14 protein-coding genes are annotated in these 13,164 nt (G+C 71.8%); 5 read left to right on the top strand and 9 right to left on the bottom strand.

Annotated features, from left to right (window positions below; all coding sequences use genetic code 11):
• The 5 genes from ACIBEJ_RS32025 to ACIBEJ_RS32005 all read right to left on the bottom strand — a co-directional run bounded on the left by ACIBEJ_RS32025 (position 1) and on the right by ACIBEJ_RS32005 (position 3,400).
• Entirely contained in the window at positions 1–732 is a 732-nt protein-coding gene (locus ACIBEJ_RS32025; RefSeq protein WP_397186594.1) for a hypothetical protein, read from the bottom strand.
• Entirely contained in the window at positions 729–1,586 is an 858-nt protein-coding gene (locus ACIBEJ_RS32020) for an ATP-binding cassette domain-containing protein (RefSeq protein ID WP_397186593.1), read from the bottom strand. Before ACIBEJ_RS32020 ends, ACIBEJ_RS32025 begins: the two co-directional genes overlap by 4 nt.
• Positions 1,579–2,283 (bottom strand): hypothetical protein, encoded by a 705-nt coding sequence (locus ACIBEJ_RS32015; RefSeq protein ID WP_397186592.1) that lies wholly within the window; start codon positions 2,281–2,283, stop codon positions 1,579–1,581. Before ACIBEJ_RS32015 ends, ACIBEJ_RS32020 begins: the two co-directional genes overlap by 8 nt.
• Complete coding sequence (locus ACIBEJ_RS32010) at positions 2,283–2,654, bottom strand: hypothetical protein (protein WP_397186591.1); 372 nt, start codon at positions 2,652–2,654, stop codon at positions 2,283–2,285. The genes ACIBEJ_RS32015 and ACIBEJ_RS32010 overlap by 1 nt, the downstream gene beginning before the upstream one ends.
• A gap of 92 nt (positions 2,655–2,746) precedes the next feature.
• Entirely contained in the window at positions 2,747–3,400 is a 654-nt protein-coding gene (locus ACIBEJ_RS32005) for a DsbA family oxidoreductase (RefSeq protein WP_397186590.1), read from the bottom strand.
• A gap of 62 nt (positions 3,401–3,462) precedes the next feature.
• On the opposite strand from ACIBEJ_RS32005, the gene ACIBEJ_RS32000 reads away from it, so the two are divergent.
• The 3 genes from ACIBEJ_RS32000 to ACIBEJ_RS31990 all read left to right on the top strand — a co-directional run bounded on the left by ACIBEJ_RS32000 (position 3,463) and on the right by ACIBEJ_RS31990 (position 7,230).
• Complete coding sequence (locus tag ACIBEJ_RS32000; RefSeq protein WP_397186589.1) at positions 3,463–3,858, top strand: winged helix-turn-helix transcriptional regulator; 396 nt, start codon at positions 3,463–3,465, stop codon at positions 3,856–3,858.
• A gap of 59 nt (positions 3,859–3,917) precedes the next feature.
• The gene (locus tag ACIBEJ_RS31995) at positions 3,918–4,670 is read left to right on the top strand and encodes an SDR family oxidoreductase (RefSeq protein WP_397186588.1); all 753 of its coding nucleotides are present in this window, start codon (positions 3,918–3,920) and stop codon (positions 4,668–4,670) included.
• A gap of 70 nt (positions 4,671–4,740) precedes the next feature.
• Positions 4,741–7,230, top strand: coding sequence for a penicillin acylase family protein (locus tag ACIBEJ_RS31990; RefSeq protein ID WP_397186587.1), 2,490 nt, complete (start codon positions 4,741–4,743; stop codon positions 7,228–7,230).
• A gap of 5 nt (positions 7,231–7,235) precedes the next feature.
• Here ACIBEJ_RS31990 and ACIBEJ_RS31985 read toward each other — a convergent pair whose 3' ends face one another.
• Together ACIBEJ_RS31985 and ACIBEJ_RS31980 are read right to left on the bottom strand one after the other, a co-directional pair.
• On the bottom strand, positions 7,236–8,174 hold the full coding sequence (locus tag ACIBEJ_RS31985; RefSeq protein WP_397186586.1) for an MBL fold metallo-hydrolase: 939 nt from the start codon (positions 8,172–8,174) through the stop codon (positions 7,236–7,238).
• A gap of 31 nt (positions 8,175–8,205) precedes the next feature.
• Positions 8,206–8,598 carry a hypothetical protein gene (locus ACIBEJ_RS31980; RefSeq protein ID WP_397186585.1) on the bottom strand — a complete coding sequence of 131 codons (393 nt, stop codon included), beginning with the start codon at positions 8,596–8,598 and terminating at the stop codon, positions 8,206–8,208.
• A gap of 114 nt (positions 8,599–8,712) precedes the next feature.
• On the opposite strand from ACIBEJ_RS31980, the gene ACIBEJ_RS31975 reads away from it, so the two are divergent.
• Positions 8,713–9,633, top strand: a complete 921-nt coding sequence (locus tag ACIBEJ_RS31975; RefSeq protein ID WP_397186584.1) for a hypothetical protein — start codon at positions 8,713–8,715, stop codon at positions 9,631–9,633.
• Positions 9,634–9,709: 76 nt separating this feature from the next.
• Here ACIBEJ_RS31975 and ACIBEJ_RS31970 read toward each other — a convergent pair whose 3' ends face one another.
• Positions 9,710–10,111 (bottom strand): DUF6113 family protein, encoded by a 402-nt coding sequence (locus tag ACIBEJ_RS31970; protein WP_397186583.1) that lies wholly within the window; start codon positions 10,109–10,111, stop codon positions 9,710–9,712.
• Positions 10,112–10,122: 11 nt separating this feature from the next.
• On the bottom strand, positions 10,123–11,016 hold the full coding sequence (mshB, locus tag ACIBEJ_RS31965; RefSeq protein WP_397186582.1) for an N-acetyl-1-D-myo-inositol-2-amino-2-deoxy-alpha-D-glucopyranoside deacetylase: 894 nt from the start codon (positions 11,014–11,016) through the stop codon (positions 10,123–10,125).
• A gap of 45 nt (positions 11,017–11,061) precedes the next feature.
• Here mshB and ACIBEJ_RS31960 point away from each other — a divergent pair, with 45 nt between their 5' ends.
• Positions 11,062–13,134: a prolyl oligopeptidase family serine peptidase gene (locus ACIBEJ_RS31960; protein WP_397186581.1), complete on the top strand. Its 2,073-nt coding sequence runs from the start codon at positions 11,062–11,064 to the stop codon at positions 13,132–13,134.
• Positions 13,135–13,164 lie beyond the last annotated feature (30 nt).

Below are 13,164 nucleotides of genomic sequence, written 5' to 3'. Positions count from 1 at the left end.
TCATCCTCTTTCTTCGTGGTGATCGGACAGAACGTGACGCCGGCACGACAGCACCAGCGCCGTGCCTCCCACGGCCGCGACGAGGCGGGCGGCCAGGAACGGCCACGCGGGCAGCGGAAGCCGGGTGAAGGAAGGCTCTTCGAAGGTGATCGCCCACGCCGCGCTCATCCGGGCGACGTCGCCGGTCCCCGACAGGGACAGGACCGCGGGCAGCACGTTGGCGAGGTCCAGGCTGCCCATGACGACGGCCAGCCCGATCGCCGGCGCCGGACCCCACCGGCTGTTGATCGCGTAGCAGCAGGCCAGGAGGACGTAACCGCCCAGGAGCGGGCCCACTGCGGTCACGACGAGCAAGGAGGGCAGCCAGTCGCCGGCGCCGTACAGCCGCCTGCCGACGAACAGCGCGCACACTACGACCGCGGCCGCGTAGACGAGGAAGCCGGCCAGGAACACGCGGAAGCGGTCCTTGCCCACCGCCCACGGCGAGGCCGCGGCCAGCCGCCAGCCCGCGCGCAGCCGCCGTTCCTGCCACAGCGGGCCCAGCAGGGGCACGACGGCGACGGCGAGGAGCGCGGTGACGACCGCCCAGTAGCGGGCCAGCCCCCACGGGCCGAACGCGTCGCCGACCTCGGTGCCGCCCGGACGGAATCCCACCCAGGTGAGCCATCCGGCGGGCAGCAGCGCCAGAAGGTACCGGGCGCCGACGGCACGGCGCAGATGGTGGCCGATCATCGCGCGCCCTGCGCGCACAGCGCGAGGTAGGCGTCGTCGAGTGTCGGCTCGACCTCGGCGCCGTCGTGCGGCCCCGCCGTCGAGGGGATCCACCGTACGGCGTAGCCGTCCCCGTCGCCGCGGGCCAGGCGGGTCACCAGGCCCTGGGCCCGGATCCGCTGGAGGTCCGATCTGGTCGCGCAGGTCACGTCGAACACCGGCGGAGTGGCGGCGACGAGCTTGCCCGGCGAGCCGTCGTGGACGACGCGGCCCCGGTCGAGCACGACCAGGCGGGGCGCGATCCAGGAGACGTCCGAGATGATGTGGGTGGAGTAGACGACGAGCTTGGTCCTGCCGGCCTCGGTGAGGTGGTCGGCCAGCGCGAGCCGTTCCAGCGGGTCGAGTCCTTGGGTGGGTTCGTCCAGCAGCAGGATCGGGGTGTCGGCGGCGCAGGCGTAGGCCAGGCCGACCCGGCGGCGGGTGCCGCCGCTGAGCTCGCCCAGGGGGCGGCGGGCGACGCCGTCCAGCCCGAACCGCGCGAACATCTCGGGCACCAGATCGGCCGGCCGGCCGCGCAGGCCCAGCAGGTAGCGCACGAAGTCCTCGGCCGGCGCGCGCGGGTCGACGGACAGGTCCTGCGGCAGGAGCGTCGTGTGCGCCCGGAGCTCGTCGCGGCGGCGGCCGAGCGGCCGCGCGTCCAGGCTGACCCGCCCCGAGCTCTCGAACAGCAGCCCCGCCAGGATCGACAGCAACGTCGACTTGCCCGCCCCGTTGCGTCCGAGCAGGGCGACCAGTCCGGCGCCCAGTTCCAGGGTGACGTCGTCCAGCGCGGTGAGGTCCGCGTGGGTCTTCGTGACGCCGTCCAGCTCAATCATGATCCGTCGCTCCACTCACCGCGGCCGCGTCAAGAGGGAAGATTCGCCCGGCGACGACGGCCGCGACCGCCAGCGCCGGCCAGGCCAGGGCCGCCGCCGAGACCGGCGGGCCGAGACCCGGGTCGCCCGACATCCAGGCGTGCAGCGTGGCGTCCACCGCGAACGGCCGGGCACCGGGGCTCAGGCAGGGGCCGACCAGCACCGCCGCGGTGACCGTCGTGGTGATCCCGCAGGCCGTCGCCTGCCCCGCCCCGAACCTGGCCACGACGAGCTGCGCCGTGCAGACGGCCACGACCAGCCCGCTGACCGCCGGTACGGCCAGCCGCGCCACGGCCTCGCCCGAGGCGAGCGACTGCCCGGCCACGATCGCCGCCGACACGACGGCCACCGCCGCCAGCACGAGGCCGTGCTCACGCCACCAGCGGGTACGCGGGTCTCCGGGGGCCGACAGCACGATCCTGCGGTCGAGGACGCGGCCTGCCGTTCCGTAGGAGACGACGGCGCCCGCGCACAGCGGGATCAGCCACCCGCACACCCAGTGGGCGCCGAGCGCGAGCGCGGAGACGCCCGGCGGCGGGGTGCCGTAGTAGCCCGACGACCATGCCGCGAAGAGGGGCAGGGCGGCGACCAGGAGTGCCAGGGCACCCGCCGAGAAGGTCCTCGGCGAGTACCCGTGCACCGCGGCGTCACGCTTCATCAGGTGACGCGGCAGACGTTGCCGATCCAGGGGCCGCTGCCGACCCAGGCCGACCCTTCGACCTGCCACTTCTTGCCGCCGGTGACGCCGTATCTGCTGTCACGGACCGACATGAGGGTCCATCCGCCGGACTTCTTGTTGTAGTCCTTCTGGGCGCCCTGGTAGTACAGGCCCGCCGCGACCGTGTTGTCGACCTTGGCGACGTCGAAGGTGGCGGTCGAGCCCCACTCCAGGTAGCTGGTGCCGACCGGGCGCCAGCAGTCGGCGCTGACCGTGGTGGCCTTGGCCAGCGCGCCGGGGGCGAAGCCGACGACCGCTCCTATGGCGCCTGCGGCGGCCAGCATGGCCAGCGCGCGAACTTTCGGAGTCACGAACATCTCCCTGCGTCATGCCGGAGCGGCTCCTGGATGCGGACCGCTGGGAACCGGCGCCGGAAACGCTAGGGAACGAGGCTTTTGATTGGTTATTGGTGTTCAGCCTGCCTCCAGGCCGTGTCGAGTTCCTGGGCGAACACGGCGGTCGGCTGCGCCCCGGCGACCATGCGGTGGCCGGCGAAGACGAAGGCGGGCACGCCGCTCACGCCCGTGCGCCGCGCCTCGGCCTCGTCCGCGCGTACGGCCTCGCCGTAGGAGTCGCCCTTCAGGACCTCGGCGGCGAAGTCCCGGTCGAGGCCCGCCTCGGCGGCCAGGCGGACCAGGGTGGCGTGGTCGGCCACGTTGGCGCCCTCGCCGGTGTAGGCGCGCATCAGCCGTTCCCGCACCGCGTCGCCCACGCCCCGGTCGGCGGCGGCGCGCTGGATGCGGTGCGCGTCGAAGCTGTTGACCGGGTGCGTCAGGTCCAGCCGGTAGTCCAGGCCCACCTCGGCGGCCAGCGCGGCCACGCGGGCCATGCCCTCCCTGGCCTGCGGCGCGGGCAGGCCGAGGTCGCGTCGCATCCGCTCGGGCAGCGTGAGGGTCGGCTCCCTGGAGCCGTGCGGGTCGAGCTCGAAACTGCGATGGCGCACCTGTACGGCGTCGCGGTGCTCGAAGGCGGCCAGCGCGTGCTCGAAGCGCCGGTGCCCGATGTAGCACCAGGGGCAGACCAGGTCTGACCAGATGTCGACGGTGATGGCAGTCATGCGGCCACGATAGGAACCGGGCTAACTTTTCGTAAGGACGTACCTCAAGGTAAGCTCCGGCCATGGAGGTCGGAAACCTGGAGACACGCGAGCTGCCCGATCCGCTGAGTGACGCGTTCAACAGCGACTGCCCGGGACGCGAGGTCTTCACCCACGTCACCAGCCGCTGGGGCATGCTGATCATGGTGGCGCTGCGCGACGGCCCCCTGCGCTTCTACCTGCTGCGCGACCGCATCGGCGGCGTCAGCGAGAAGATGCTCTCCCAGAACCTGCGCGGCCTGGTCCGCGACGGGCTGGTCCGGCGCGAGGTCGAGCCGTCGGTCCCGCCCAAGGTCACCTACTCGCTGACCGGCCTCGGCACCAGCCTGACCGAGCCGCTGGGCTCGTTGCTCGGCTGGATCGCGAAACACACGCCCGAGGTCATGGCCGCCCAGCGACGGCACGACGCGGGCCTCTAGTCACACTTCTCCGCCGCGGTACGTCAACGAGACAGAACCGCACTACGGAGGAGAACGTCATGACCATCCTGATCACCGGTGGCACCGGAACCCTGGGCCGCCTCGTGCTGCCGCTGCTGCGCCGTACCGGCGAGGAGGTGCGGGTGCTGACCCGCGCGCCGCGCCCGCCCGCGGACGGCGTCGCCTACGTCAAGGGCGACCTGGTCGCCGGCGAGGGCCTGGACGCGGCCCTGGCCGGGGCGGAGGTCGTCCTGCACCTGGCGGGCGGGGCCAAGGGCGACGACGTGGCCGCCGCGAACCTCGTCGAGGCCGCGCGCGCGGCCGGGGTCCGCCACATCGTGTTCATCTCGGTCATCGGGGCCGACCGGGTGCCGCTCGGGTGGTTCAGGAACAAGCTCGCGGCCGAGCGGGCGGTGACCGGGTCGGGGATCCCGTGGACCATCCTGCGCGCCGCCCAGTTCCACGACCTCGCGCTCAGGACGGCCAGGGCGATGGCGAAGCTGCCGGTCGTGCCGGTGCCCGGCGGAATGCGCTTCCAGCCCGTGGACGCGCGGGACGTGGCCGAGCGGCTGGTGGAGCTGGTCCGGGGCGAGCCCGCCGGGCTGGTGGCCGACCTCGCGGGGCCCTCGGTCTACGGGATGGGCGACCTGGTCCGCGGATACCTGGCCACGACCGGCGGGAAGCGGCTCATGCTGCCGGTGCGGATGCCGGGCAAGGCCGGGCGGGCCTACCGGGCCGGGGAGAACCTCACGCTCTCGGGGGGCACGACGGGCGGGCGTACCTGGGAGGCGTTCCTGGGAGAGCGCGCCTGAGCCGAGCGAGGACCGTCGCACTGGTTCGCTGGTGTCACACTTGGTGCGAGCTGGTGAGATGGAGGTATTCGTGAGGGTTAGGCCCTATGCCGGGCTGCCGTGGCCGCTGCGGTGGACCGCGCGGATCGTGACCGTCGTCCTGGCGCTGATCCTGGTCCTGGCCGGAGTCGTCGTGGTGCTCGTACGGCAGTCGTTTCCCCAGGTCGAAGGGGAGATCAAGATGGCGGGCCTGACGGGGAGCGTCGAGGTGCGGCGCGACGCCCAGGGCGTCCCGCAGATCTACGCCGACACGGCCGAGGACCTGTTCACGGCCCAGGGCTTCGTGCACGCCCAGGACCGCTTCTGGGAGATGGACTTCCGGCGCCACCTCACCGCCGGACGCCTGTCGGAGATGTTCGGCGCGGCCACCCTCGACAACGACAAGGCCATCAGGACGATGGGCTGGCGCAGGGTCGCCGAGCAGGAGCTGCCGATGCTCAGCGAGCGCACCCGGCGCTACCTCGACGCCTACGCCAAGGGCGTCAACGCCTGGCTGGCCGCCAACCCCGACGCCTCGCAGCGCAGCCTCGAGTACTCCGTCCTGAAGCTCCAGAACTCCGGCTACAAGCCCGAGCCCTGGTCGGCGCTCGACTCGGTCGCCTGGCTCAAGGCCATGGCCTGGGACCTGCGCTCCAACATGGAGGACGAGATCGACCGGGCGCTGGCGGCCACCAGGCTGCCCCGCGAGCGGGTGGAGCAGCTCTACCCCGGCTACCCCTACGGCAAGCACCAGCCGATCGTCACCCAGGGCGCGATCTCCGAGGACCGCTTCGACGAGACCGCGCAGCCGCGTGACGAGGGCGCCGAGGCGCTGAGCAGGGCCGCCCAGGCGTTCGACGCCGTGCCCAGCTCGATGGGCACGGCCGAGCGCGAGGGCATCGGGTCGAACTCCTGGGTGGTCTCCGGCGAGCACACGAAGTCGGGCAAGCCGCTGCTGGCCAACGACCCGCACCTCTCTCCGGCGATGCCGTCGGTCTGGTACCAGGCCGGCCTCCATTGCCGGAAAAAATCCGAAAATTGCATGTATGACGTGACGGGGTTCACTTTCTCCGGCGTGCCGGGCGTCATCATCGGGCAGACCGACAAGATCGCCTGGGGTTTCACCAACCTGGGTCCCGACGTCGCCGACCTCTTCCTGGAGCAGGTCAAGGACGGCTCCTACCTGTTCAAGGGCGACTGGACCAAGCTGGAGACCCGCGAGGAACAGATCAAGGTGGCCGGCGCCGCCCCGGTGAAGATCACCGTGCGCTCGACCCGGCACGGGCCGCTGGTCGACGAGGTCATGGCCAGCGTGAAACCCTCCGGCGAGGCCACCGCCGTGGCCCTGCAGTGGACGGCGCTGACGCCGGGCCGTAGCGCGGACGCGATCTTCGACCTCAACCAGGCCGCGGACTGGCACGAGTTCCGCGCGGCCGCGGCGCTGTTCGAGGTGCCCGCCCAGAACCTCGTGTACGCCGACACCACCGGCAGGATCGGCTACCAGGCCCCCGGCCGGATCCCGGTCCGGGAGAAGGGCGACGGGACCTGGCCCGTGCCCGGCTGGACCGGCGAGTACGAGTGGAAGACCGCCCCCATCCCCTACGACCGGCTCCCGAGCGTCGCCGACCCCACCGAGGGCTACATCGTCACGGCCAACAACGCCGTCATCGACCCCGCCCGCTACCAGCCCCTCCTCACCAAGGACTGGGCGTACGGCTACCGCTCCCAGCGCATCCTCGACCTGCTGAAGGCCGAGATCGGCAAGGGCAAGCTGGACGCGGCGGCCATGTCCAGGATCCAGCAGGACACCCGCAACGGCTTCGCCGAGACGCTGGTCCCCGCCCTCATGCAAGTGGGCCTGGCCGGACCCGCCACCGAGGCGCGCGGGCTGCTGAAGGACTGGGACGGCGCCCAGACCCTCGACTCGGCCCCCGCCGCCTACTTCAACGCCGTCTGGCGCCACCTGCTGAAGGGCCTGTTCGACGACGACCTGCCCGAGCAGGCCCGCCCGGCGGGCGGCGACCGGTGGTTCGAGGTCGTGGGCAACCTGTTGCAGGCGCCCGACGACCCGTTCTGGGACGTGACCACCACCGCGGGCCGTACGGAGACCCGCGACGACGTGCTGCGCCAGGCGATGGCCGACGCCTACCAGGAGCTGTCCGGCCGGCTGGGCGACCAGGTGCGGCAGTGGCGCTGGGGCGACCTGCACACGCTCACGCTCACCAACGCCACGTTCGGCACCTCGGGCATCGCCCCGATCGAGATGCTGTTCAACCGCGGCCCGATCAGCGTCGCCGGCGGCAAGGACGCGGTCGACGCGACCGGCTGGAACGTGCAGAACGGCTACGAGATCAACGCCGTCCCCTCGATGCGCATGGTCATCGACCTCGGCGACCTGGCGAAATCGCAGTGGATCAACCTGACCGGCGCCTCGGGGCACGCCTTCCACGCCAACTACTGGGACCAGTCCGAGCTGTGGGCCCAGGGCAGGCTGCTGCCGATGCTGGGCGCCACCGTCCACACCCTGCGCCTGCGCCCTTAGGACGGTCAGGCCGTGAAGGTGCGCGACTCGCCCACGGCCAGGTCCCAGAGGCTCTCCCTGGGCAGCCCCAGGGAGGCCCAGGCGGTGCGGGTGCCGGTGATGGGGGCCAGGAGTTCCTCTCCGGACAGCAGGAACGTGCCCCAGTGCATGGTCGCCATCCGGCGCGCCCCGACGTCCAGAAACCCCTGGACGGCCTCGGCCGGGTTGACGTGGGAGACCTTCATGAACCAGTTGGGCTCGTACGCGCCGACCGGCATGAGCGCCAGGTCCAGCCCCGGGAAACGCTCGCCGATCTGCGTCAGCCGTTCACCGTAGGCGGTGTCGCCGGCGAAGTACACCGAGCCGCCGATCACCCAGCCGCCCCACAGCGTCTTGCAGGTGTCCCAGATGGTCCGCCGGCTCCAGTGGTGGGCGGGCACGAAGTCGAAGCGCACGTCGCCGATCTTCGTGGAGTCCCACCAGTCCAGCTCGTACACCTGCCTGAACCCGCGGCGGGTGAACCAGGGCCCGAGCCTCGCGGGGACCAGCATGGGCGTGTGGCGGGGCAGCCGGCGGATGGTCGGGGCGTCGAGGTGGTCGTAGTGGTTGTGGCTGATCACGACGGCGTCGATCCTGGGCAGGTCGCTCCAGGCCACGCCTGGGGGCGTGAGCCGCTGCCGGGTGCCGGGGATGCGGCGCGACCACACCGGGTCGGTCAGGACCGTCAGGCCGCCGACCTGCACCACGAAAGTGGAGTGGCCGACCCAGGTCACCACGGTCTGGCCAGTCTCGGCGCGTGGCAGACCGCCGCCGCGCAGTACGGGGATCTGGTCGGCGTCCCCGATGTCGGGACGGAAGCCGCCGTGCCAGGCGGCGCTCAGCAACTCGCGGAAGTCGGGCAGGGGCGCGGTGAGTCGATCACGGAAGTCCTCCGGCCATTGCGGCGCGTGAACGGTCTGCGTCATGAACGGTCCCCTGCCCTGAGTAACTGAGCGATCACCCTAAATGATCCCCATGTGGGCGTCTTCTCCACCAGGGGGCTTTCCTGGGGTAGCCGCCGTCATCCAGGTTGGCCAGCCGTTCGAACACGTTGTAGGAGGCCTGGTGTCCGCAGATGAGCAGGGAAGTGAACATGGCGAGCAGATAGAGCGGGAGCATGGGGAGCCCGGCGCAGCAGGCCCACTGGGTGGCGTGGCGGGCCTCGTGCCGGATGAGGCGCTCGTCGAGGCTGTGGTGCCTGGTCAGGACGACGTTACCCACGGTGAAGGCGCCCGCGATCGGAAATCGGTAGCGGTAGCCGTACGCGAGAATCAGCCCGTCGGGACCGGGTTGCCGGGTCGCGCCGCCCACGACGGAGATGAGCAGGCCGAGGGGCGTCGCCAGGTTCACGAGGTTTACCGCCCGGCGGATTCGGTAGAGGGTTTCCGGTCGAGTCACCCTTGACCAATCTTGACAAGTCGGAATAATGATCCACGTCCTGAAATCTCCCACAAGAGCAGGATCATGCGATTCACCATCTTGACCGCGGTTGTCGGAACGATGGCACTCGCCACAGTAGGCGGCGTCGCGGTCACCCAGACGTCAGCATCGGACCCCCTACGAGACGCGAGCCACCCCGTCGGCGCCCAGGTCGCCTTAGCGACACCGACCACGAGCCCCACTCCCACCTCTGCGGAGTACACCGCCAGGACGAAGGTCGTCAAGAAGAAGGGCGTCTCCTACCTGGACGTCGCCGTCAAGTACGGCGGAGCCGCCCGGTTCACCGTCAAGCAGAAGGTGTGCAAGGCCAAGCGCTGCAAGACGGCGACCGCCGAGCTCCCCGTGACGACCGGAGCGGGCAAGACCACCAAGAAGATCGGCAAGGGCTTCTTCAAGAAGAAGGGCAAGCCCTCGGTCAGCATGACGCCGCTGCCATGGCCGACGATCACCGTCACCGCGACGCCGACCGACGGCCCGACCACGACGGTCACCGTCACGGCCCCCGCCGAGACGGTCACGGCGACGGTCACCGAGACCGCCCCCGCGCCGCCGCCCGAGACGGTGACGGTGACGTTCACCTGCCAGCCGGCGCCGCCGGAGCCCACGGTCACGCCCACGCCGACCGATCCGGGCACCCCGACCCCGACCGGCACGCCGACTCCGACCGGTACGCCGACCCCGACGGACACGCCTTCACCGCTGGCCGGAACCGAGACACCGACCCCCACCGTGACGCCGACCGCCACGGATCCGGGCACGCCCACGCCGACAGGCACAGGGACTCCGACGCCCACCGACCCGGGAACCCCGACACCGACCGACCCCGGCGTGCCGATCTGCCCGGCGCCCACGGACCCGGGAACCCCCACGCCGACGGACACCGAGCCTCCTGAGGAGACCGAGCCGCCGGCCGACACCCCCGACCCGACGACACCCATCCAGTAGGACTTCATCCAGCAAAACACGGATGACCGCGAGGGGGCAGCCGCCCGCAGACCGGCTGCCCCCTCGTTCCGCGTCCTCAGCCCGGGTTGCCGGGCTCCTGGCCGTAGAGGAGCCACGATCGCGACGCAGGCGCCGACGGGGCCAGCAGGAAGGCCACGACCACGGCCACGGCACCGCCGTACAGGTAGATGTAGCCCGCGACGTCGCCGGCGATCACGAGGTCGCCCGCCGACCACTTCAGCGAGAACGCCATCGACACCAGCAGCCAGCCGACGGCGACCAGCCCCGCGCCGAGCTTGGAGCGCATCATCAGCCCCGCGCCCCAGCAGGTGCCGAACAGCAGCAACACCCACACCACCGCCGCGACCGGGATCTGCCCGAGATGCCAGGCATGGGTGAACCCGCCGACCAGGCCCATCGCGAGGCCCAGCACCAGCAACATGCCGTAGGCCGCGCCGCCCAGCGCCGACTGCTCCATGGCGAACGAGGTTAGTGGATGCCGGAGAACAGGTCGTTCTCGCGGGTGTACGGCTCGCCGATCCCGCCCGCCTCGACCGGGGCCCCGGGGATCGCCTTGCCCATGGCCCCACGGAACAGGATGAAGTGCTCCACCCCCGCCGCGCGCTGGCCGATGTTGTTGGACAGCGCGAAGAACGGCGCCTTCACGGTGATCTGGGTGGCGTGGGCACGCATGGCGTCCAGCTTGTTGACCAGCCACGGCCGCGCGTCGACCTCGGTGGTGATCTCGTCGTCCGCGCTGCCGAAGGGCAGGTCGTCGGGGTTCTCGACGAGGAAGCCGGTGCCGGACTCGGCCAGCGCCTCGGCGTCCCTGCGCATCACCGACCTGGCGGTGGCGGTGAAGTAGAACTTGGCGACCTGCCACGGCTCGCCGTCCTCGGGGCGGAAAGCGGGGTCGGCGGCCAGGTCGAAGGCGCGCACCGAGACGCGGTGGGCCTGGATGTGGTCGGGGTGGCCGTAGTAGCCGTTGCCGTCGTAGGTGACCAGCACCTGCGGGCGCACCTCGCGGATCACCTTGACCAGCCTGGCCGCGGCCTCGTCCACGTCGGCGCCCCAGAAGGCGGCCGCGTCGTCGTTGGAGGCGGCGCCCATCATGCCGGAGTCGCGGTAGCCCAGGTAGCGGTGGTCGTCCACGCCCAGCGCCCGCAGCGCCTCGACCAGTTCCTTGGCCCGGTACGCACCCAGCTCGGGATCGCCCTCCAGATGGGCCAGCTCAGGCGGGATCACCTCGCCCTCCTCGCCCAGCGTGCAGGTCACGAGCGTGACGTGCGCGCCCTCCGCCACGTAACGCGCCATCGTGGCCCCGGTGTTGATCGTCTCGTCGTCCGGGTGCGCGTGCACGAGCAGCAGCCGCCGATCAGTCATGTCCCCGAGCCTAACCAAAGGCGCCATGCTGGCAGGATTGAGGCCATGAGTGAGAGTTACCCGCGCATGTCCGCACGGACCCGACGCTTCACCCTCGGAGTGCCGAGGGGCTTCACGATCTCCCCCGACGGCGGGCGGGTGCTCTTCCTGCGCACCCAGTCGGGTGTGGACCCGGTCACGTGCCTGTGGGAGCTCGACACGGAGACCCACGTCGAACGCCTGGTCGTCGACCCGCGCAAGCTCGCCGACGCCGGCGAGGAGAACCTGCCGCCGGAGGAGAAGGCCCGGCGCGAGCGCAGCCGCGAGCAGGCCGGCGGCGTGGTCTCCTACTCCGCCGACGCCGAGGCCGCGCTGGTCGTCTTCGCGCTGTCCGGCGGCCTCTACCTGACCGAGGTGGCCGCCGGGCGCACCCGCAGGATCGAGACCGCGGGCGCGGTGATCGACCCGCGTCTGGCCCCCGACGGCCGCAGCGTCGCCTACGTCACCGGCGGCGCCCTGCACGTGCACGACCTGGCCTCGGGCCGCGACCGCGTGCTGGCCGCCCCCGAGTCGCCGACCGTCACCTACGGCCTGGCCGAGTTCATCGCCGCCGAGGAGATGGACAGGATGCGCGGCTACTGGTGGGCTCCCACCGGTGACAAGCTGCTGGTCGAGCGGGCGGACGAGGCTCCGGTCCAGGAGTGGTTCATCGCCGATCCGGCCAATCCGGAACGGCCGGCCGTACCTCAGCGCTATCCGTCGGCGGGCACGCCCAACGCCCGGGTCGAGCTGTTCGTGCTGGGCCTGGACGGCTCGCGGGTGGCGGTGCCGTTCGCGGAGGAGTACCTGGCCGCCGCCGCCTGGGACGCCCACGCGCTGTCGATCGTGACCATGCCGCGCGACCAGAAGGCGCTGCGGCTGTTCTCCGTCGACCCGCTGAGCGGCGCCACGACGCTCGTGCGCGAGGACACCGACCCGGCCTGGGTGGACGTCTTCGGCGGCGTCCCCGCCCACCTCGACGACGGCTCGCTGGTCTGGGTCGCCGCGCTGGAGGGCGGCAACCGGCTGTTCGTCGGCGAGCGCGCCGTCACCCCGCCCACGCTGCAGGTGCGCGAGGTCCTCGACGTCGACCACGACAGCGTGCTGTTCCGCGCCAGCGGCGGCGACCCCAGCGAGATCCAGCTCTGGACCTGGGACGGCAACTCCCTGCTGCCCGTCTCCACCCGCTCCGGCGTCTTCAGCGGCCGCATGTCCGGCGGCGTGGGCGTGCTGAGCGAGCAGACCCTCGACAGCGAGGGCGTCTCCACCACCGTCGTCAGGCGGGACGGCATGGCGATCCCGATCGCCTCGCTGGCCGAGCGCCCCGGCCTCGACCTGCGCGTCTCGCTCGGCCGTTCCGGCCGGCGGGAACTGTCCACCGCGGTGGTGCTGCCCTCGTGGTACGAGCGGGGTTCCGGCAAGCTGCCCGTCCTCATGGACCCGTACGGCGGGCCGCACGCCCAGCGGGTGCTGTCCAGCCACAACGCCTACCTGGGCAGCCAGTGGTTCGCCGAGCAGGGCTTCGCGGTGGTCGTGGCCGACGGCCGCGGCACCCCGGGCCGCGGCCCGGCGTTCGAGCGGGCCGTGCTCGACGACCTGGCCGGGCCGGTGCTGGAGGACCAGATCGACGCCCTGCACGGGGTGGCCGAGCAGTACTCGGGCGACCTCGACCTGACCAAGGTGGCGATCAGGGGCTGGTCGTTCGGCGGCTACCTGGCGGCGCTGGCGGTGCTGCGCCGTCCCGACGTCTTCCACGCCGCGATCGCCGGGGCCCCGGTGACCGACTGGCGGCTCTACGACACCTGCTACACCGAGCGCTACCTCGGCCATCCCGACGAGCGGCCCCAGGTCTACGACCGGTCCTCGCTGTTCGGCGACGCCGCCAAGCTGGAGCGCCCGCTGCTGCTGATCCACGGCCTGGCCGACGACAACGTGGTCGCGGCGCACACGCTCAGGCTCTCGTCCGCGCTGCTGGCCGCGGGCCGCCAGCACAGCGTGCTGCCGCTGTCGGGGGTCACGCACATGACGCCGCAGGAGGTCGTGGCCGAGAACCTGCTGCTGCTCCAGGTCGACTTCCTCAAGCGGGCGCTGGAGGTCTGAACCTGTCGGTGCCGGTGGCTAAGCTGCGCC

The sequence above is a fragment of the Nonomuraea sp. NPDC050790 genome (genome assembly GCF_044456745.1).
In the GTDB taxonomy this organism is placed as follows: Bacteria; Actinomycetota; Actinomycetes; order Streptosporangiales; family Streptosporangiaceae; genus Nonomuraea.
Note: the sequence above shows the minus strand (reverse complement) of the source record. Positions and strands in the feature narration are given on the sequence as shown.